The organism is Desulfarculus baarsii DSM 2075 (assembly GCF_000143965.1).
GTDB lineage: Bacteria > Desulfobacterota > Desulfarculia > Desulfarculales > Desulfarculaceae > Desulfarculus > Desulfarculus baarsii.
This window is the reverse complement of record NC_014365.1, coordinates 3,089,732-3,108,340: the sequence shown is the minus strand read 5'-3', so window position 1 is coordinate 3,108,340 and position 18,609 is coordinate 3,089,732. Positions and strand designations below refer to the sequence as shown.

General features: G+C 68.8%; 21 protein-coding genes. 11 read left to right on the top strand and 10 right to left on the bottom strand.

What is annotated here, in order from left to right:
• Positions 1-207: 207 nt before the first annotated feature.
• Both DEBA_RS18810 and DEBA_RS13990 read left to right on the top strand, forming a co-directional pair.
• Positions 208-546 carry an IscA/HesB family protein gene (locus DEBA_RS18810; protein WP_013259604.1) on the top strand — a complete coding sequence of 113 codons (339 nt, stop codon included), beginning with the start codon at positions 208-210 and terminating at the stop codon, positions 544-546.
• Positions 547-672: 126 nt separating this feature from the next.
• The gene (locus DEBA_RS13990) at positions 673-1,014 is read left to right on the top strand and encodes an IscA/HesB family protein (RefSeq protein ID WP_013259603.1); all 342 of its coding nucleotides are present in this window, start codon (positions 673-675) and stop codon (positions 1,012-1,014) included.
• A gap of 46 nt (positions 1,015-1,060) precedes the next feature.
• Here DEBA_RS13990 and DEBA_RS13985 read toward each other — a convergent pair whose 3' ends face one another.
• Positions 1,061-1,534, bottom strand: a complete 474-nt coding sequence (locus tag DEBA_RS13985) for a hypothetical protein (protein ID WP_013259602.1) — start codon at positions 1,532-1,534, stop codon at positions 1,061-1,063.
• Positions 1,535-1,696: 162 nt separating this feature from the next.
• On the opposite strand from DEBA_RS13985, the gene DEBA_RS13980 reads away from it, so the two are divergent.
• From DEBA_RS13980 to DEBA_RS13965, 4 genes are all read left to right on the top strand, one after another.
• The gene (locus tag DEBA_RS13980; protein WP_043815887.1) at positions 1,697-3,442 is read left to right on the top strand and encodes a radical SAM protein; all 1,746 of its coding nucleotides are present in this window, start codon (positions 1,697-1,699) and stop codon (positions 3,440-3,442) included.
• Entirely contained in the window at positions 3,435-5,183 is a 1,749-nt protein-coding gene (locus DEBA_RS13975) for a DUF6178 family protein (protein WP_013259600.1), read from the top strand. Before DEBA_RS13980 ends, DEBA_RS13975 begins: the two co-directional genes overlap by 8 nt.
• Positions 5,180-5,902, top strand: coding sequence for a ubiquinone/menaquinone biosynthesis methyltransferase (locus tag DEBA_RS13970; protein ID WP_013259599.1), 723 nt, complete (start codon positions 5,180-5,182; stop codon positions 5,900-5,902). The genes DEBA_RS13975 and DEBA_RS13970 overlap by 4 nt, the downstream gene beginning before the upstream one ends.
• 121 nt (positions 5,903-6,023) lie before the next feature.
• Positions 6,024-6,242, top strand: coding sequence for a hypothetical protein (locus DEBA_RS13965; protein ID WP_013259598.1), 219 nt, complete (start codon positions 6,024-6,026; stop codon positions 6,240-6,242).
• A 40-nt stretch (positions 6,243-6,282) separates the two neighbouring features.
• On the opposite strand, the gene DEBA_RS13960 is transcribed toward DEBA_RS13965, so the two are convergent.
• Positions 6,283-6,654, bottom strand: a complete 372-nt coding sequence (locus DEBA_RS13960; RefSeq protein ID WP_043814592.1) for a ParB N-terminal domain-containing protein — start codon at positions 6,652-6,654, stop codon at positions 6,283-6,285.
• A 262-nt stretch (positions 6,655-6,916) separates the two neighbouring features.
• On the opposite strand from DEBA_RS13960, the gene DEBA_RS17335 reads away from it, so the two are divergent.
• From DEBA_RS17335 to DEBA_RS13935, 5 genes are all read left to right on the top strand, one after another.
• The gene (locus DEBA_RS17335) at positions 6,917-7,093 is read left to right on the top strand and encodes a DUF2080 family transposase-associated protein (RefSeq protein WP_013259596.1); all 177 of its coding nucleotides are present in this window, start codon (positions 6,917-6,919) and stop codon (positions 7,091-7,093) included.
• A gap of 20 nt (positions 7,094-7,113) precedes the next feature.
• Positions 7,114-7,542 (top strand): GNAT family N-acetyltransferase, encoded by a 429-nt coding sequence (locus DEBA_RS13950; protein WP_013259595.1) that lies wholly within the window; start codon positions 7,114-7,116, stop codon positions 7,540-7,542.
• A 6-nt stretch (positions 7,543-7,548) separates the two neighbouring features.
• The gene (locus tag DEBA_RS13945) at positions 7,549-7,794 is read left to right on the top strand and encodes a hypothetical protein (protein ID WP_013259594.1); all 246 of its coding nucleotides are present in this window, start codon (positions 7,549-7,551) and stop codon (positions 7,792-7,794) included.
• A gap of 289 nt (positions 7,795-8,083) precedes the next feature.
• Positions 8,084-8,365, top strand: coding sequence for a hypothetical protein (locus DEBA_RS17330; protein ID WP_013259593.1), 282 nt, complete (start codon positions 8,084-8,086; stop codon positions 8,363-8,365).
• A gap of 94 nt (positions 8,366-8,459) precedes the next feature.
• A complete protein-coding gene (locus tag DEBA_RS13935) occupies positions 8,460-9,275 on the top strand; it encodes a phosphodiester glycosidase family protein (RefSeq protein WP_013259592.1) in 816 nt (271 codons plus the stop codon).
• 157 nt (positions 9,276-9,432) lie between these two features.
• Here the strand turns inward: DEBA_RS13935 and ftsZ are convergent, their stop codons facing one another.
• Genes ftsZ through murD form a run of 8 tightly spaced genes read right to left on the bottom strand, consistent with a single transcriptional unit; the run spans position 9,433 to position 18,606 of the window.
• Positions 9,433-10,605, bottom strand: coding sequence for a cell division protein FtsZ (ftsZ, locus tag DEBA_RS13930; protein ID WP_043814585.1), 1,173 nt, complete (start codon positions 10,603-10,605; stop codon positions 9,433-9,435).
• A 32-nt stretch (positions 10,606-10,637) separates the two neighbouring features.
• Entirely contained in the window at positions 10,638-11,864 is a 1,227-nt protein-coding gene (gene ftsA, locus DEBA_RS13925) for a cell division protein FtsA (protein WP_013259590.1), read from the bottom strand.
• Positions 11,861-12,757: a cell division protein FtsQ/DivIB gene (locus tag DEBA_RS13920; RefSeq protein WP_013259589.1), complete on the bottom strand. Its 897-nt coding sequence runs from the start codon at positions 12,755-12,757 to the stop codon at positions 11,861-11,863. Before DEBA_RS13920 ends, ftsA begins: the two co-directional genes overlap by 4 nt.
• Entirely contained in the window at positions 12,750-13,649 is a 900-nt protein-coding gene (gene murB / locus DEBA_RS13915) for a UDP-N-acetylmuramate dehydrogenase (protein WP_013259588.1), read from the bottom strand. The genes DEBA_RS13920 and murB overlap by 8 nt, the downstream gene beginning before the upstream one ends.
• Positions 13,649-15,025 carry a UDP-N-acetylmuramate--L-alanine ligase gene (murC, locus tag DEBA_RS13910; protein ID WP_013259587.1) on the bottom strand — a complete coding sequence of 459 codons (1,377 nt, stop codon included), beginning with the start codon at positions 15,023-15,025 and terminating at the stop codon, positions 13,649-13,651. The genes murB and murC overlap by 1 nt, the downstream gene beginning before the upstream one ends.
• A complete protein-coding gene (murG, locus tag DEBA_RS13905) occupies positions 15,018-16,127 on the bottom strand; it encodes an undecaprenyldiphospho-muramoylpentapeptide beta-N-acetylglucosaminyltransferase (RefSeq protein ID WP_013259586.1) in 1,110 nt (369 codons plus the stop codon). Before murG ends, murC begins: the two co-directional genes overlap by 8 nt.
• Positions 16,124-17,266: a putative lipid II flippase FtsW gene (gene ftsW / locus DEBA_RS13900; RefSeq protein ID WP_013259585.1), complete on the bottom strand. Its 1,143-nt coding sequence runs from the start codon at positions 17,264-17,266 to the stop codon at positions 16,124-16,126. The genes murG and ftsW overlap by 4 nt, the downstream gene beginning before the upstream one ends.
• Positions 17,266-18,606: a UDP-N-acetylmuramoyl-L-alanine--D-glutamate ligase gene (murD, locus tag DEBA_RS13895; RefSeq protein WP_013259584.1), complete on the bottom strand. Its 1,341-nt coding sequence runs from the start codon at positions 18,604-18,606 to the stop codon at positions 17,266-17,268. The genes ftsW and murD overlap by 1 nt, the downstream gene beginning before the upstream one ends.
• Positions 18,607-18,609: the final 3 nt, after the last annotated feature.

The window sequence follows — 18,609 nt, the reverse complement described above, 5'->3', positions numbered from 1 at the left end:
TTCGGCCGATTTGCATCGGCCAGGTTGATGCTATATCCTAGTTGAAGGATACAGCAAGTGCGCCCGCCGGACAGGAGGGGCGGGCTGGCCGCGAAAAAATTCGCGGCGGGGTTGCAAATGACGGCATAAAGCCTATCTTTTTAGTATGAATTGCGGCGGCGAAGGCCGGCCAGGCCAGGAAGGCCGCCACGGAAAGGTAAGGATATCATGGTTGAAGTGACCGAGAGCGCCAGCAAGGCCATCAAGGCCTTCATGAGCGAGCGCAGTCTGGCGTCGCCGTTGCGGGTTTACCTGCAATCTGGCGGCTGAGGCGGGCCGTCGCTGCGATTGGTTCTGGACGAACCAAAAGACACTGACGACAGCTACGACATCGACGGTTTGACTTATCTGATCGACAAGGATTTGGCGCAAAAGAGCGGCGACGTGAAGGTGGATTTCGTCGACAACGGCTGGCAGCAAGGCTTCATGGTCAGCTCGGCGATGCCCCTGGACGGCGGCGGCGGATGCTCCGGCGGATGTGATTCGGGCGGGAGCTGCTCTTGCTGAGGGCGACAAAACGCCGCTAGGCGATTGCCATGGCGTTGGTTGTCGCGATATAACTTATAGGCAAAACCAACATGAGCGCGTCATCGGGCCGCGGCCCGGCGGCCGGCGCGAGAAAGGATCGACGCCATGGTGCAGGTAACCCCCAGCGCGAGCAAGGCAGTTCGCGACTTCATGCAGGAGAAGAACCTGGTTTCTCCCCTGCGCGTGTTCTTGAACCAAAGCTCCTGCTGCGGGCCTTCGCTGGGCCTGCGGGTCGACGAGGAGACGCTGGAAACCGACGACCAGGTGGTGGTCGACGGCCAGACTTATCTGATCGACAAGGGCTTGGGCGTGATGACCGGGGGCGTGACCCTGGATTTCATCGACGACAACGGCCAGCAGGGCTTTACGCTGACCACCGCCCGGCCCATGGGCGGCGGAAGTTGCGATTGCAGCTCGGGCTCTTGCGGCAGCGGCGGCTGCTGCTAGGCCAGGTCGCGGCCAAAGGCGGGGGCGGGCGTCGGCCCGCTCCCGCTCATTTTTTGCGAAAGGCCTCGATGCGCAGCAAAAAGCTCTGGGCCAGGGGCGCGCGGGCCTTTTCCAGCCCATCGGCGATGGCCGCCAGACAGGCCCGGCGCACCGGCTCCAACGGCCGGCTGCGGCGCAGGTGGGCGGCCAGGCAGGCCGTGTCCGAGGCCAGATCGATGTCCTCCACCGGGCCCAGCCCCAGGTCGCCGGCGGCGGCGATCTCGGCCAGCAACGAGGTCAGGTCGTCCTGGCCGCTGGCGGCGGCGCTGGCCCCTTGCAGCAAATTGCGGCCGGCCGGGGTCAGGCGCACGGCCCCGCTCAGCGAGACCATCTCCAGCAGGCCGCCGGTCATCAGGCTCACCGACAGATCTTCGGCGTCCTGGCGTTGCAGGCCCATTTCCTGGGCCACGACCTTGGCGCTGGCCCCATCGCCGGCCTGGGCCAGGCGCTTCAAAAACTCCATGCGGATGGTTTCATCCATCGGGTTGGTCCTCCCTTGGCCTGGCCGCCGGCGGCGCGGGCGCGTTTTGTTTTCAAACATACACCCCGCGTCGGGCGGGTCAAGGCCGGCGTGGCCGACGGGGCCGGGCTGTGGTATTTTGTTGACGCGAAGACCCTTTGGCCCCAAGCGAAAGCGGCGCCCTTGAGCTGGCCCATCGAAAAACAACACAGGCTGATCCTGGCCGCCGAGCGCGGCGCGCGGATCAAAGACCCCGGCGGTCGGCTGCGGGTGGCCTTGCTTTATCCCAACACCTACCAGGTGGGCATGGCCAACCTGGGTCTGCAAACGGTCTATCGCCTGATCAACGACCGGCACGACGCCCTGTGCGAGCGCGCCTTTCTGCCCGACCGCCAATTGGCCGGGCTCTACGCCAAGGGCGGCGCGCCGCTTTTGAGCCTGGAAACCAGCCGGCCGGTGGCCCAGTTCGACCTGATTCTGGCCACGATATCTTTTGAAAACGACGCGCCCAACCTGGCGGCCATGCTGAGGTTGGCCGGGCTCGATCCCCTGGCCGCGAGGCGGGATGGCCCCTTGGTCGTGGCCGGCGGGGTCATGGCCATGTTAAATCCCGAGCCCTTGGCGGCGATCGTCGACGCTTTCGCCTTGGGCGAGGCCGAGGTGATCCTGCATCCGCTGCTGGATGGCTTCATCGAGCACGCCGGCCGGCCCAAGCCCGAGCTTTTGGCCCACCTGGCCCGCCAGGCGCCGGGGTTCTACGCGCCCTCGCTCTACGCGGCCCACTACGGCCCGGACGGCCTTTTGAGCGCCTTCGAGCCCCTGGCCGACGCCCCGGCCCGGGTGGCCGCGCCCAAATACGCCGGCCCGCCGTCGGGCCTGGCCCACAGCGTGACCATGGCTCAAGGGCCAGAATTCGGCGACATGACGCTGATCGAGGTGGGCCGGGGCTGCGCCCACGGCTGTCGTTTCTGCGCGGCCGGCCACGTCTATCGCCCGCCGCGCCTGGGTTGCGGGGCCGATTTTCAGGCCCTGGCCGGGGCGGCGGCCGAGGGCGGCGGCCGGGTGGGCCTGGTTTCGGCGGCGGTCAGCGATCTGCCCGGTGTGGACGAGCTGGCCGGGGCGGTGCTGACGGCCGGCGGTCGGCTGTCGGTCAGCAGCGTGCGCGCCGACCGCCTGGGCGACGATCTGGCCCAAGCTCTGGCCGCCAGCCGGCACCAGACCGTGGCCCTGGCCCCCGAGGCCGGCAGCCAACGTCTGCGCCGGGTGATCAACAAGCACCTGGACGAGGCCGACATGTTCGCCGCCGTCGAGCGGCTGATCCAGGCCGGGGTGCCCAACTTGCGGCTATATTTCATGGTGGGCCTGCCCGGCGAGACCGACGACGACGTTTTGGCCATCGCCAAGCTGACCGCCCAGGTGCGGCAACAATTCGTCAGCCACTCGCGGGGGCGAGGCCATCTGGGCCAGATCACCGCCAGCGTCAGCGCTTTCGTGCCCAAGCCCTGGACGCCCTTTCAGTGGGAGCCCATGGCCCCGGTGGCCGAGATCAAGCGCCGGCTCAAGCTCGTCGCCGGCGGGCTCTCTGGCCTGGCCAACGTCAAACTGGCCCACGAGACGCCCAAGTACGCCCGCCTGCAAGCCGTCCTGGCCCGAGGCGACCGTCGCCTGGACGGGCTGATCCTGGCCCTGGCCGCCGGCCAGAACCCCGAGGCCGCCTACAAAAGCGCCGGCGTCGACCCTGATTTTTACGCCGGCCGCGCCCGTCGGCGCCAGGAGCTTTTGCCCTGGAGCTTCATTGACCACGGCATCCAGGCCGATTATCTTTGGTCCGAGCGCCAGCGGGCGTTCGAGGAAAAACAATCCCCGCCATGCCAGCCGTCGACCTGCCGGCGTTGCGGCGTCTGCGGCCGGGAGAGCGCCGATGAATGATCAGGCCAACGTCCAGCGTTTGCTGGAAAATCCCCGCGAAATCCTGGGCCTGGAGGCCCGCGACCCGCGTCGGGCCGAGGCGTTTTGGCACGGCCTGAGCCGCGCCGAGCGCCTGCGCGCCGTGTTGGCCTGCCAGGGCTCCGAGCGCCTGCGCCTGATCGTCCTGGCCCAGGACGCCGATACGCTGGTGCGCCAACTGCCGCCCGACGAGTTTCTGGCCACCACCCTGGACGTGGGCCCAGACGCCGCCGACGCCCTCGTCGCCGCCAGCACCGACGATCAACTGGCCTATCTGCTCGACATCACCGGCTGGCAAGGCGAGCGCCTCTGGCCCCAGCGCTATCAGCTCTGGCTGCCGGCCATCGTCGAGGCCGGGGCCGAGCGCATCGCCCGCTGGCTGGCGCAGACCGACGTCGAGGTGCTGGCGCTGTTGTTCGCCCATTGGTTCCGGGTGGTCAAGTTTTTGACCAGCCACGACGAGCAGGAGCCGCCCGACGATCTGCCCGGCTTCACGCTCGATGGCGTCTATTTCATCGAGTTTCGCCAAAAGGACATGCAAGACTACGCCAGCCAGGTCTTGGTGGTGCTCAAGAGCCAGACGCCCGATCGCTACACGCAAATCCTGGAGGCCATGCTCTGGGAGTCGGCCATCGGCATGGCCGAGGACGCCCTGATCCTGCGCGCCGGCCGTCTGGCCGACCTGGGCATGCCCAGCCGCGCCGAGGCCCTGGAGCTATGGGCCGCGCCGCCGCCCAAGGAGGCCGCTTGGCGCGCCCTGCCCACCAAGGGCGAGACGGGCTTTCTGGCCGATGCGCCGCCGCGCTCCGACGCGGCGCTCAACCTGCTGCCCCGTGATCACGCCCTGCCGGCCCTGGCCCGCGCCCTGCCCCAGGGCGCGCGCGACCGCCTGCGGGCCGAGCTGGCCTACGTGGCCAACTGCGGGGTGATGGCCCTGGACGTCGATCCCACCGATCTGGAAGCCGTGGCCAGGGCCGGCCGTGAGGCCGTGGGCCTGGTCAACCTGGGCCTGGAGCTGTTGTCCGACGGCGACCGGTCCGTGGCCGGGCAGATCCTCGAACGCCTGGGCTTGGCCGCCCTGGCCCGGCAAGGGGCCCAGGCCATCCGCCAACTCAACGCCCGCGCTTGGCGCCTGGTCAACGAGGGCTGGCTGGCCCAGGCCCCCGGCGGCCTGCATATCCTCGACGAGCCCTTGGATCGTTGGCTGGCCGGGCTGCTCTTCCCGCACCCCCGCTGCTATGATCAACTGATGGGCGATGGCCGCGAATATCGCGGTTTTCGCGATCAGGCCGACCTGGAGCACGCCCGCCGCGGCCTGGATCTGGCCGAGTTCTGGGGCGAGTTGCTGGGTTTGATGGGCGTGGCGATCGACCAACTGGCCCAACTCAGCCCCGAACTGGCCAGGGGCCACCAACCGCTGGAGCTCAAGCTCACCGCCGTTGTCGGCACGTTTTTGGCGCGCGGCGAACTGGGCTTGAGCGGCCTGTGGCCCATCCCGGCCGCGCTGGCCCCCCGGGCCGTGGCCGCCCTGCAACGGGGCCTGGCCCAGTGGCGCGAGCGGCGGGCCGCCGAGTCGGTGGAGGCCCTGGCCGATCCGGCCAAGGCCGAGATGGCCGGGCAGTTGCTGCGCGGCGTGTTGGGGCGCATCCAACGCGATTTGGCCGCCGTCGACGCCAGCAAGGTCGATCCGCGCTTCATCGCCAGCTTGGTGGTGGAAAAATGAGAGACCCGTCCGCCCAGATCAAACAGGTCAAGGGCATCTTCAGCCGCGTGGCCCCGGTCTATGATCTGCTAAACCACGTGCTTAGCCTGGGTGAGGACATCCGCTGGCGGCGTTTCGTGGCCCGGGCCCTGCGCCTGGGGCCCACCGGCCGCGTGCTCGACGTGGCCACCGGCACCGGCGACCTGGCCCTGGCCGTGGCCAAACGGCCCGAGCGACCGCTGGTGGTGGGCCTGGACCTGACTCCGGCCATGCTGGGCCCGGCCCGGCGCAAGTGCGCCGCCAGCGGGGCCAGGGTGGCGCTTTTGGCCGGCGATGGCACGCTGTTGCCCTTTGCCGACCAGAGCTTCGACGCCGTGACCTGCGCCTTTGGCGTGCGCAACATCCCCGATCGCCGGCAGGCCATGGCCGAGATGGGGCGGGTGCTGGTCCCTGGCGGGCGGGTCTACATCCTGGAGTTCACCACGCCCCAGAGCGCCTGGGTGCGGCGGGTCTATCTGCGTTATCTGCGCCATCTGCTGCCGCGCGTCGGCGGGCTGATCTCGGGCGACGAGGCCAGCTATCGCTATCTGGCCGAGACGATCATGGAGTTTCCCAGCCCGGCCGAATTTCGGGGCGAAATGGCCGCCGCCGGCCTGATCGCCGCCCGCTCCCACGCCCTGACCGCCGGCGTGGCCTGGGTCCACGTGGCCGAACGCCCCTTGGCCAACATCCCGCGATGACGCCGAAATGTCATGCCGCCGCGCCGGCGGCGCAACATTGGCCCGCTAAATAATGGGCCGAGCGGGGTGGCCAAGCCGGCCGCCCGGCGTCGTCAGCAAGTTGCCAGCCGAGGAGAAAATCATGCGCCAAAAGCGCCAGGTGCGGATTTCGGCCACGTTGCGCGGGGTGCTCACCGCCGTGGGCGACGGACTCTTGATCCGCACGCCCTATTGCTCCTACCCCGTGCGCGGCGAGGATCTGGAGCGCCACGTGGGCGGCCAGGTGGAGATAAACGGGCTGCTGGCCGACGAAATGGGCCGCAAACCCGTGTTGCAGGTGGAGTCGTGCCAGCCCATCTAGGCTGAAAAGCTCAACCGCCCGACCGGCGGCGGGCGATGCTTCACCAGCCGCCCGGCGGCCGCAGCGGCTCCATGTCAAAGAAATTGTTCATCCCCCGCCAGAGATGCTCGTCGCGCACATCCAGCGAGCGAATGTTTTCGGCCACCATCAGCGCGCGCAGCTCCACCGGCCGCAGGCGCGGCGCGCGGATGACGCTGATCTCGCGCCAGCCCAGCCGGGTCGCGGCCAGCCAATGCTCCACGCCGGCCAAAATAAGACCGTCATCGGTGATCAATAGCGGCTGAAAACGGCCGCCATCGGCCATGCGTCGGGCCAACTCGGTCAGCTCGTCGTCGCTCAGCGGCACAAAAAGCCGTTGATGCTCGGGATGGGGGCGCAGCCCGCCGATGAACGCCTGCTCGAAATGCATCATGCCGCCTCGCCGTTTGGGGGGAGGTCATGTCCGGGGCTTGCCTTGACGAGGGCAATCTTAGTAAGCTCGTGGCGATTGCGCAAGTGACTTGGATCGGCGGTGGACGGGGTGACGGTTGCTGGCTATATAATAGTTATATTATAGCCAAGAAGCGGCCCGGACACGGCAAAGCGGCGCGGCGCGACGATTTCTGATAAATAAGGAACAGGCGCCGCCAATCAGCCGGGCCCGAAACAACCAACGCCAAGGGGGCAGGGGGCAGATGCCGCAAGACAAGCAACCAGCAGCCGGATCGTCCGCGCCGCGACCGCAGGCCAAGTTCGAGGTCTATGGCGAGGAGATGATCGAAAAGACGGTCAAGCCCAGCGGCAACTCGGGGCGGGTCTATCTGCCGCCGGAGTGGATCGGCAAAAACGTCAAGATCATCCGGATCGACTGAACACCAGCGGGAAGGTTCACGTGAAGCTGCGTCAGATGACTAACGAAGACTTGGCCGGCGTGGTCGAGATTCAACGGCAGATTCTGCGTCGCGAGCCGGGCGAGGCCTGGCGGCGCATGCTGGCCAACCACGTGGGCGGCGCGGAGCGTTCGGCTTTCGTGGCCGAGGACGACGGCCTGGTGCTGGGCTTCATCCTGGTCGAGGTCAAGGCCGGCGGTTTCGGGGCCGAACTCACCGGCTGGATCGAGGTGATCGGCGTGCGGCCCGACCACATGGGCGGCGGCGTGGGCAGCGCCCTGGTGGGCCAGGCGCTGGAGCACTTCGCGGCGGCCGGCGTGGCCGACGTCTGCACGGCCGTGCGCTGGGACAGCGGCGATCTGCTGGCCTTTTTCAAGAACCTGGGTTTCGACCGCAGCCCCTTTATCAATCTGCAAAAAAACAGCGGCTGAACGGCCTTGGACTGCGCGACGGCGACCACGGCCCGCCTGACGGCCCAGGGTTGGCGAAGGCGTCTGACGGCCGCGGGGCCGCGCCTCGACGAGGCGGTGGCCGAATATCGCCTCCTGGGCTTCGAGGTGCGCCTGGAGCCGGTGGACCCGGCCGCCAGCGACGACGGCCAGTGCGCGGCCTGCCTGGGCGATCCGCGAGCGGCCGAGGCCTTGCGCGTCATTTTCACCCGCCGACCCCAGCCAAAAGATTGACGGTGGCACGATTTCGACGATGCGCCCCGCGTCTAGTGCGCAGCGCGCTTCACGGCGGCGTGCAGACGGCGTCACGGCCGGTCATGGGCAATATTTTCCCAACCATCTGAAAAAACACATGCTTTCCATCGCCGGGCCCTGTTCTTTTTTGCCGGGGCGTTAGGCCCATCTGTGCCACTTGCGCGGACTTGATGGGCTAATATGCCGTTATCACGATAAGTTTTTTGTGATCAAAAAGATGGCCCCTGGTTTGCATTGACCCAGGTCAACGAAAACCAAGGAGCCCGCGATGGAAGCTCACGCCATAAATGGATTGACCAAGGTTATCTTCGAGGAAATGGCCTCGGCTTCGATGCACGCGCCCGACCCCGACGCCCTGTGGACGCCCGAGAACTTCGGCCGCCTGCGCGACGATCTTCGCCAGCGCCTGGCCCCCGAAGGCCGTGGCCGGGCCTTTTTCGAGGCCATGTTCGAGATGTCCTACGCCGAGGCCCGCGGCTTGATGGAGCAGGTTCTGGCCATGGCCGCCATCGAGCCCCAGGCCCGACCCGCCCGTTTCGCCACCGCCTGACCCCGTCTTGCCGCCCGTCCCTTCAGCCAGGCCGGGACGGCTGATTTTGCCCCGGCCTGTTGCCAAGAGCGCCAGGCCGGGCTACCATGTCGGCATGAAGCTTTTGGCCCAAAGCGCATGTCTTTTGCTGATCGTCGCGGCCTTGGCCTGGCCGGCCCTGGCCCAGGAGCCGGCGGCCCCGCGCTGGAAAATCCTGGCCGAGGGGCTGGAATTCGCCAAGCTCGACGCCGGCGGCGCGGCCCGCGTGGGCAGCGATCTGATCAGCATCCTGCGGGTCGATCCCCAGCGCTATCGTTTCACCGTGCTGGCCACCGCCAACGAGGACGACGAATGGACCGCCGGCCAGTGGCGGGCGCAAAGCGGCGCCTTGGCCGTGTTCAACGCCGGGCAATACGCCGAGGATCATTCGTATCTGGGTTTTTTGGCCCAGGACGGCCAGATTCTGGGCCGCATGGTCGGCCACCTGGAGGCGCTTTTCCTGGCCGAGCCCAACGACCCGGCCCTGCCGCCGGCCCGCATCCTCGACCTGCGCTACACCGCCTTCGACCCCAGGGCCAACCCCTATCGCCAAGCCGCCCAGTCGCTGATGCTTTTGGACCGTTTCGGGCAGATTCGCGTGCGGCGTTCGCCACGGGTGGCCCACCGCACGGCCGTGGCCGCCGATGCGCGGGGGCGCATCCTGGTCATCGTCACCGAGGGGGCCCATACGCTGTGGGAGTTGGCCCAGTTTCTGGCCGGGGCCGGGCTTGACCTGCGCGAGGTGATGCTCATGGACGGCGGCGGCGAATCGCAGATCGACGTCAAGGTCGGCGATTTCCGCTACCAGCAATACGGCGGGCCCAGCTCCACGCCCGATCTGCCCTGGCCACGCCAGGCCCTGCCGGTGGCCCTGGCCGTCTTTCCACGCTGACGCGGCGGCCGCCGCGCCTGTCGCGCAAAAAAACAAAGCCCGCGCCGGGGATCGATGATGGGCCAGGCGCATCCCCGGTAGCGCCTGGCCCGTTGCAGCAAAGGCTTGGATGGTCGCGGCCCGGGATTTGGCCGGTCCGCGCCGCCTTGTGCTCTTGTCAGTCGGCTTGACGCCGCAGGAACGTGGGCACGTCCAGGTCGGAGACGTCGCGCATGGGGTTGCCACGGTCGGCGCGGCCGACGCCCTGGGCCTGGCGGGCCTGGGTGGTGCGCACGTAGCGCGGCACGTTGAATTCGCCGATCTCGGTGGGGTCGGTGTCGCCGCCCACGGCCGCGGCCAGGCGCATGGGCTCGGCGTTGACGCGGGTGGCGCTGTCGCCGATGCCGGTGGCGATGACGGTCACGCGCATGCGGTCGCCCATGGTGTCGTCGATGACCGTGCCCCAGATGATGTTGGCCTCGTCGTGGGCGGCCTCTTGGATGAACTGGCTGGCCTCGCTGACCTCGTCGATGGTGATGTCGCTGGAGGCGGTGATGTTGACCAACACTCCCCGCGCGCCGTCGATGGTGATGTCCTCCAGCAGGGGGTTGTTGATGGCGCGGTTGGCCGCCTGCATGGCCCTATCGTCGCCGCTGGCCTCGCCGGTGCCCATCAGGGCCACGCCCATCTCGGACATGATCGTGCGCACGTCGGCGAAGTCCAGGTTGATCAGGCCGGGGGTCATGATCAGGTCGCTGATGCCGCGCACGGCGTAGAGCAGCACCTCGTCGGCCTTTTTGAGCATCTCGGCGAAGCGGGCGTTTTTGGGGGCCAGGCTGCGCAGACGCGTGTTGGGGATGACGATCAGCGTGTCGACGACCCTTTTGAGCTCCTCAATGCCCTCGTCGGCCTGGATCATGCGCTTTTTGCCCTCGAAGTCGAAGGGCTTGGTGACGATGGCCACCGTCAGCGCGCCCAGCTCCTTGGCCACCTCGGCCACCACCGGGGCCGCGCCGGTGCCGGTGCCGCCGCCCAGGCCGGCGGTGACGAAGACCATGTCGCTGCCGGAGAGCATTTCCTTGATTTTGTCGCGGTCTTCCAGGGCGGCTTGGCGGCCCACTTCGGGATCGGCGCCGGCGCCCAGGCCGCGGGTCAGGTTGCGGCCGATCTGCAGGTGGACCCTGGCCCGGCTTTTTTCCAGGGCCTGGAGGTCGGTGTTGGCGGAGATGAACTCCACCCCGGCCAGGCCGGCCTCGATCATGTTGTTGAGGGCGTTGCCGCCGCCGCCGCCGATGCCCACCACCCGCAGTTTAGCGCCGGCGTTCAAGCTCTCGACCATTTCGATTTCCATAGTCATTTCAACCTCCCGGGGAAAAGGCGAAGTTACATTATCTTATTGAACCATCTCCGCATGCGGCCGGTTATCCGGTTGAAGATATTGGCGTCGCGGATGCGGAATTTTTCCTCGTTCTTGTTGCGCGCGCCGTAGAGCACCAGGCCCACGGCGGTGGAGTACTTGGGGTTGCTGACCACGTCGGCCAGGCCCAGCACGCCGGCTGGGCTGCCCATGCGCGCGGGCATGTTGAAGACTTGTTCGCTCATCTCGACCAGGCCGTCGAGCTGGGCCGAACCGCCGGTGAGCACCACGCCGCCGGCGATCTGATTCTTGAAGCCCGACCGCTCGATCTCCATCTGCAGCAGGGTCAGCAGCTCCTCGACCCTGGGCTCGAGGATCTCGCCCAGGATGCGCCGCTGGGCCTTGCGCGGTTGGCGGCCGCCCACGCCCGGCACGTTGATCATTTCGTCCTTGCCGGCCAGGCCGACCATGGCGCAGCCAAAGGCGGTCTTGAGCTTTTCGGCTTCGGCCATGGGCGTGCGCAGGCCCACGGCCAGGTCGGTGGTCAGGTTGATGCCGCCCAGGGCCAGTCCGGCGGTGTGCTTGATGGCGTCGTTGCCGAAGATGGCCAGGTCGGTGGTGCCGCCGCCAAAATCCACCAGGGCCGCGCCCAGGCTCATCTCCTCGGCGGTCAGCACCGCCTCGGCGCTGGCCAGCGACTGCAAGACGATGTCGGCCACGTCCAGGCCGGCCTGGTTGCAGCACTTGATCAGGTTGTGGGCGCTGGCCACCGCGCCGGTGACCATGTGCACCTTGGCCTCCAGGCGCACGCCGCTCATGCCCACCGGGTCTTGGATGCCCTTTTGCCCGTCGAGGATGAACTCCTGGGGCAGGATGTGGATCACCTCGCGGTCGGTGGGGATGGCCACGGCCCGGGCCGCGTCGACGACGCGCTCTTTGTCCTTGGCCGTGACCTCGCGGCCGCGCACGGCCAGCACGCCGTGGGAGCTGAAGCCCTTGATGTGGCCGCCGGCGATGCCGGTGATGACGCTGGTGACCTCGCAGCTAGACATCAGCTCGGCCTCGGCCACGGCCTTTTTGATGCTTTCCACCGTGGCTTCGATGTTGACGACCACGCCCTTGCGCAGGCCCTCGGACGGGTGGCTGCCCATGCCCAGGATCTCCACGCTCTTGTCCTTGATCATGCCCACCACCGCGCAGATCTTGGTGGTGCCGATGTCCAGCCCGACGATGATGTCACCCTTGTTGCTCATGCCGCCTCCCGCGCTAGCCGCACCACCACGCGATAATCGTGGTCCAGGTCGATGAGTGTGGCGCGCTCCAGTTCGCCGCGCCGCTCCAGGTCGGCGCCGACGCCGACCAGGCGCCGCAGCTTGGGGCCGAAGTTGTCGAAGCCCAGCCGCACCGTGGGCGTGAAGCCGTCGAAGACCAGGCTCAACCCCCAGATGCGGTCGATGTTTATTTCCGAAAGCCTCTTGCGCCCCGGCAGGCCCTCGGCCGGCAGCAGCAGCAACACCTGACGGGCCGCGGCGATCAACTTTTCCACGTCGGCGTCGGGCTCGAGGATGTCGGCCTTGTTCAGGCCGGTGAGCACCGGCAGGTCGATGGGCTTCTGGCCGTCCAGGGCGGCGAAGGGGCGCATGCGCTGGTCCAGGCAGTAGATGTGCCCGCCGGCCAGGGCCAGCAGATGGGGCCGGCGCTCCTCGATGCGGATGCGCACCGTGTGCGGCGGCCGCCGCGCCACGCCGACGTCGTTGATCCAGGGCAGTTGGGCCACCCGCTGGGCGATGCGCTCCACGTTGAGGGCCAACAGGTTGCTGTGGGCGCCCACGCCGGCGGCGCGCAGCACGTCCAGGCTGCTGAGGTGGGCGTTGCCCTCGACCACGGCCCGGCGCACGGCAAAGGCCTTGCTGGTCGAGGCCACGGCCCAGCCGCCCAGCAGAATCACGCTGATCAGGGCCACGACCAGGGCCTTTTTGATCAACGTCGCCGCCAGCCAGGCGATGCCGCCCAGCACTTCAGCGGCTTGCCGCCGTCGCTTGGGCCCGCGGTTGACGTGCTGATCGCGCAGGCGCGCGCCGACGCTGCGGCCCATGGTCGGGCTGGCCGCGCTTTTGCGCCCGTTGCCGCGTCGTTGCCTAATCACCGACTCGCTCCACTTCGGGCTCCAGGCGCACGCCGTGGGCCCGCCCAACGCCTTCGCGCACCAGCTCCATCAGCTCGGCGATCTGGGCCGCCGTGGCTCCGCCGATGTTTTCGATGAAATTGGCGTGGACCTGGCTGACCATGGCCCGACCCACGCGCCGGCCCTTGAGCCCGGCGGTTTCGATCAAACGCCCGGCGAAATCGCCGGCCGGATTTTTGAACACGCTGCCGGCGGTGCGGGCGCTCATGGGCTGGCTGGCCTTGCGCCGCCGCAGGTGTTGTTCGCGCCGGGCCAGCACGGCCGAGGCCGCCTCGGGTCGCAGGGCCAACTGGGCCTCCAGGATCACCGCGCCGGCCGGTAGGTCGGTGCGGCGATAGCCCCAGGCCAATTCGGCGGCGGCCATGTGGCGCAGGTCGCCGCTGGGCAACAGCAGGGTCATGCGTCGGCACAGGGTCATCATCTCCCCGCCGGCCGCCCCGGCGTTGCCGGCCAGGGCCCCGCCCACCGTGGCCGGAATGCCCACGGCCCACTCCAGGCCGGCCAGGCCCCGTTCGCCGGCCCGGCGCACGGCCTTGGCCAGCGAGGCCCCGCCGCCGCAGACCATGGCCGTCGCCCCGAACTGGATGCGGGCCAAATCGCCGCGCAGCAAGACGATCAGCCCGGCGAAGCCGGCGTCGGCGACCAGCAGGTTGGAGCCCCGGCCGACGATCTTCAACGGCGCGCCGGCTTGGGCGGCCATCTGGATCAGCCAGGCCAGTTCGGCCGCGCTATCCACCCGACAGAAGCACCAGGCCGGCCCGCCCACGCCCCAGGTGGTGTGGCGGCTCATCGGCTCGCCGAACAGGGCCCGGCGGCCCAGGCGACGGGCGATCTCGCGGCGCAGGGCCTCCATCAGCGTCCGCCCTCCTTGGTCAGCTCCGCCCCCAGCTTCCAGACGTCGCCGGCGCCCATGGTGAAAAACACGTCGTCCGGGCCCAGCATTTTTTCCAAGCGCTCGCGGGCCGCCTCCTGGCCGCCCACGTACTCCACCCGCCGGTGGCCGTGGGCGCGGATGGCCTCGGCCAGCTTTTCGGCGCTGACGGCCGGGTCTTTTTTCTCGCTGGCCGCGTAAATGTCCAAAAGCAAAAGCTCGTCGGCCACGTAAAAGGCGGTGGCGAACTCCTCGAACAGATCGCGGGTGCGGCTGTAGCGATGGGGCTGGAAGCAGACCACCAGCCGCTTGTCGGGCCAGCAGTCGCGGGCCGCCTGCAAGGTGGCGCGGATCTCGGTGGGGTGGTGGGCGTAGTCGTCGACCACCAGCGCGCCGGCGGCGCTTTGGCCCTTTTGCTCCATGCGTCGGCCCACTCCGCCAAAGCCGGCGCAGGCGCTCATGGCCACGGGCATGGCCACGCCCAACTCCTTGGCCACGGCCAGGGCGGCCAGGGTGTTTAGCACGTTGTGCCGGCCGGGCAGAGGAACCTGGACTCGGCCCAGGTTTTGGCCCTGGGCGAACAGGCTGAAGCTGGTGCGCATGCCCTGATGGCTGACCTCGCGGGCCTCGAAATCGGCCTGGCCGCTCTGGCCATAGGTGATGACGCGCTTGCGCACCCTGGGGATCAGGGCGGCCACGCGCGGATCGTCCAGGCAGATGATCGCCGCGCCATAAAAAGGCACCTTGTTCATGAACTCGACAAAGGCCTCGTCCAGGGCCTGGTCGGAGCCGTAGTGATCCATGTGCTCGCGGTCGATGTTGGTGACCACCACCACCACCGGGCTCAGGCGGTTGAACGAGCCGTCGCTTTCGTCGGCCTCGGCCACCAGAAATTCGCCCCGGCCCAACACGGCGTTGGTGCCCAGCGCCCCCAGCTTTCCGCCCACCACCACCGTGGGATCCAGGCCGCCGGCGGCCAGGAGCGTGGCCACCAGCGATGTGCAGGTGGTCTTGCCGTGGGCCCCGGCCACGGCCACGCCGTATTTCAGGCGCATCAGCTCGGCCAGCATTTCGGCACGGGGGATGACCGGAATCTGCAACTCGATGGCCGCGGCCACCTCGGGGTTGTCCTTGTCCACCGCCGAACTGACCACCACCACATCGGCCCCGCGCACCTGCTCGGGGTGATGGCCCAGATGGACCCTGGCCCCCAGGCCGCGCAGGCGCTCGGTGATGGCCGATTGGCGCAGGTCGCTGCCGCTGACGCGCTGGCCCAGGTTGATCAGCACCTCGGCGATGCCGCTCATGCCGATGCCGCCGATACCCACGAAATGTATGTTCTGCGGCCGGTTATACATGATCGGCTTCTCCCATGATCTCCAGGCACTGCCTGGCTATTTCGGCGGCGGCCCCGGGCCGGGCCAGGGCCAGGGCCCGGCGTTCGAACTGGGCGCGGGCCGGCTCGTCGTCGATCATCTCGGCGATGACCCTGGCCGCGGCGGCGGCGTCGAAGTCGTGATCGGCGATCAATCGCGCGGCCCCGGCGGCGACCAGGGCGCGGGCGTTTTTGGTCTGGTGATCGGCGGCGGCGTGGGGGTAGGGCACGCACACGGCGGCTCGGCCGCAGGCCAGCGCCTCGGTGAGGGTGCCCGCGCCGGCCCGGCAGATCACCAGGTGGGCCCAGCCATAGAGCCTGCCCACGTCGCCAAAAAACGCCGCTGCCTGGCCCCGCGCGCCGGCGTCTTGATAGGCCTTTTGGACCCACTGCTCGTCGGCCTGGCCGGTCTGGTGGATAAAGGCCAGGCGCGGCAGGCGCTGGGCCAGCAAGGCCAGCGCGCCGGTGACGGCCTTGTTGATGCTGCGCGCGCCCTGGGAGCCGCCCAGCACCAGCACGCGAAACTCCTCGGCGGCCGGCGGGCGCTGGGCGGCGGCCGCCTGGGCCTGGGCCAGCAGCTCGGCGCGCACGGGGTTGCCCACCATGCGGCATTTGGCCGCGGGCAGTTGCTCCTCGGCCCCGGGGAAGGAAGTGAACACCACCTGGGCCAGGCGGGCCAAGACGCGGTTGGTCAGACCGGGGGCGGCGTTTTGCTCCTGCACCGCCAGCGGCGCGCCGCGCAGCCAGGCGGCCAGGCCCAGGGGCAGGGCGGCGTATCCGCCCACCGCCAGCACCAGCCCCGGCCGCCGCCGGCTGATGATCGCCGAGGCCTTGGCCACGGCCAGGGGCACCTTGGCCAGGGCCTTGAAGCGGCCCACCAGGCCGCCGCCGACAAAGGCGCTGGCCGGCAGCGACTCCAGGGGCAGGCCGGCCTCGCGCAGCAGGCGGCTTTCCAGGGCCTTGCCGGCGCTGACAAAGGCCAGCTCCAGGCCGGGGCTCTGGCGTTTGAGTTCGTTGGCCACGGCCACGCCGGGGAACAAGTGCCCGCCCGTGCCGCCGCCGGCTATGAGCACCGAGCGTTTCACGCGGCCCTCTTGTTGTGGGCGGCCACCGAAAGCAGCAGGCCCACGCAGGTGAAACTGGTCATCATCGACGAACCGCCCGCGCTGATGAACGGCAGCGTCAGCCCCGTGGTGGGCAACAGACCCATCACCACCCCGGCGTTGACAAAGGCCTGGATGCCGATGACGGCCGTGGCCCCGGCGGCCAGGAAGGTGCCGAAGATGTCGCGAGCCGCCAGGGAGATTTTTACGCCCCGCCAGATCAGCGTCAAAAACAGGCCCAACACCAGCGTCACCCCCCACAGGCCCAACTCTTCGCCGATGACGCTGAAGATGAAGTCGGTGTGGGGCTCGGGCAAATAAAAGAGCTTTTGCGTCGACGAGCCCAGGCCCACGCCGCCCAGCCCGCCCGAGCCGAAGGCCAAAAAGCTGTGAATGACCTGGAAGCCCGAGCTTTGGCGATAGCGCCAAGGGTCCAGGAAGGCGATCACACGCGCGAAGCGATAGGGGAAATTGACGATCAGCACCCAGATCACCGGCGCGGCCGCCAGCACCATCCCGCCCAGGAAGCTCAGGCGCACCCCGGCCACGAAGAGCATGGCGAAGGTGATGGCGAAAAGCATGATGCACATGCCCAGGTCCGGCTCCAGCAGCACCGGCAGGATCAGGGCCAGGGCCAGGGCCATGTGGAAAACGAAGCCGCGCCAGAAGCGGCGGATGCGGTCGTGGTTGAGCGACAGGGCGTGGGCCAGGCAGAGGACCAGGGCCGGCTTGGCCAGCTCGGCCGGCTGGATCGAAAAGCCGCCCGGCCGCAGCCAGCGCGCCGCGCCGCCGGAGGTGTGGCCCACGCCGGGGATGAGCACCAGCACCAGCATCGCCAGGACGAGGAAGTAGATCGGCATGGCCCAGCGCCGCAGGCGGTCGTAGTCGATGTAGGCCAAAACGATCATCAGCGGCAGGCACAGGCCCACGTTGGCCAACTGCCGCCACAGGAAATAGGCCGATTGGCCGTGGCGCTTGATGGCCAGCGAGCTGCTGGCCGAATAGACCATCACCACCCCGATGGCCACCAGGGCCAGGACGCACAGCAGCAGCCAAGGGTCGGCCACGATCAGGCCCCAGGCCCTCGGGCGCTCGTTGGCGTTGGCGGCGGCTTGGGCCATCAGTTCAACTCCGCCACCAGGCGGCGGAAATGATCGCCGCGCATGGCGTAACCGGCATAGGCGTCAAAGCTGGCGCAGCCGGGCGAAAGCAGCACGACATCGCCGGGCTTGGCCTCTTGGGCGGCCAGGGTCACCGCCGCCGGCAGATCGGCCACCACCTGGCGCTCGGCCAGGCCCTCGATCTGGCCGGCGATGCTCGCTCCGGCCTCGCCGAAGCAGATCACCAGGCGCGCCCAGGCGGCCAGTTGCGGGGCCAGTAGGGCGAAACGGCCATCCTTGTCGCGGCCGCCCAAAAGCAGCACCGCCGGCCGGGCCAAGGCCTCCAGGGCCGCCTGCACCGCGCCGACGTTGGTGCCCTTGCTGTCGTCGTACCAGGCCACGCCGTCGCGCTCGGCCACTAGGGCCAGACGGTGGCCCAGGGGCTGAAATTCGTCGATGGCCCTTTGCATGGCCTGGGCCGAAACGCCGCAGGCCGCCGCGGCCAGGCCGGCGGCCAGGATGTTGAGCTTGTTGAAACCGCCCCACAGCCGCGACCGCGAGGCGTCGAGCTTGATCAGGCGGCGGCCGGGCAGCTCCAGGGCCAGGCGTTGGTTCTCCAGGCGGCCGCCGGGGCGGTGATCGTTGGCCGCGCCGTAGAGCCAGACGCTGGCCGGGGCCAGGCCCAGGCGGGCGGCCACTTCGGGGTCGTCGGCGCAGAGCACGGCCACGTCGCCCTCGGCCTGGTTGGCCAGCAGGCGAAACTTGCTTTGGGCGTATTGCTCGAAACTGTCGTAGCGGTCCAGATGGTCGTCGGTGATGTTGAGGATCACGCCGACCTTGGGCCGCAGGCTGACGGCGGTGTCGGTCTGGAAGGAGCTGACCTCCAGCACGGCCCAGTCGTCGTCTTGCGCGCCGGCCACGTAGGCGCACAGGGGCGTGCCCAGGTTGCCGCCGGCAAAGGCGCGCAGGCCCTCGGCCTCCAGCATGGCCGCGATCAAGCTGGTTACGGTGCTCTTGCCGTTGGTGCCGGTGATCATCACCGCTGGCGGTCTCAGGAAGCGGAAGCCAAGCTCCATCTCGCCGATGACCTCGGCGCCGTTTCGGGCGGCGGCGGCGACTTCGGGCAGGCGGTGGTCCACGCCGGGGCTGAGCACGATCAGTTCGGCCCACAGGAAGTCGGCCGGGTCGTGGCCACCCAGGCGCGGCGTCGCGCCCAACTCGGCCAGGCCGGCCGCCGCTGGCGGGGCGGTCGCTTTGTCGGTGAAGCGCACCTCCGCGCCCCGGGCCAGGCACAGCCGCGCCGCCGCCGCGCCCGAGGCGCCCATGCCCACCACCAAAACTTTTTTGCCCGCCAAGACCATGGC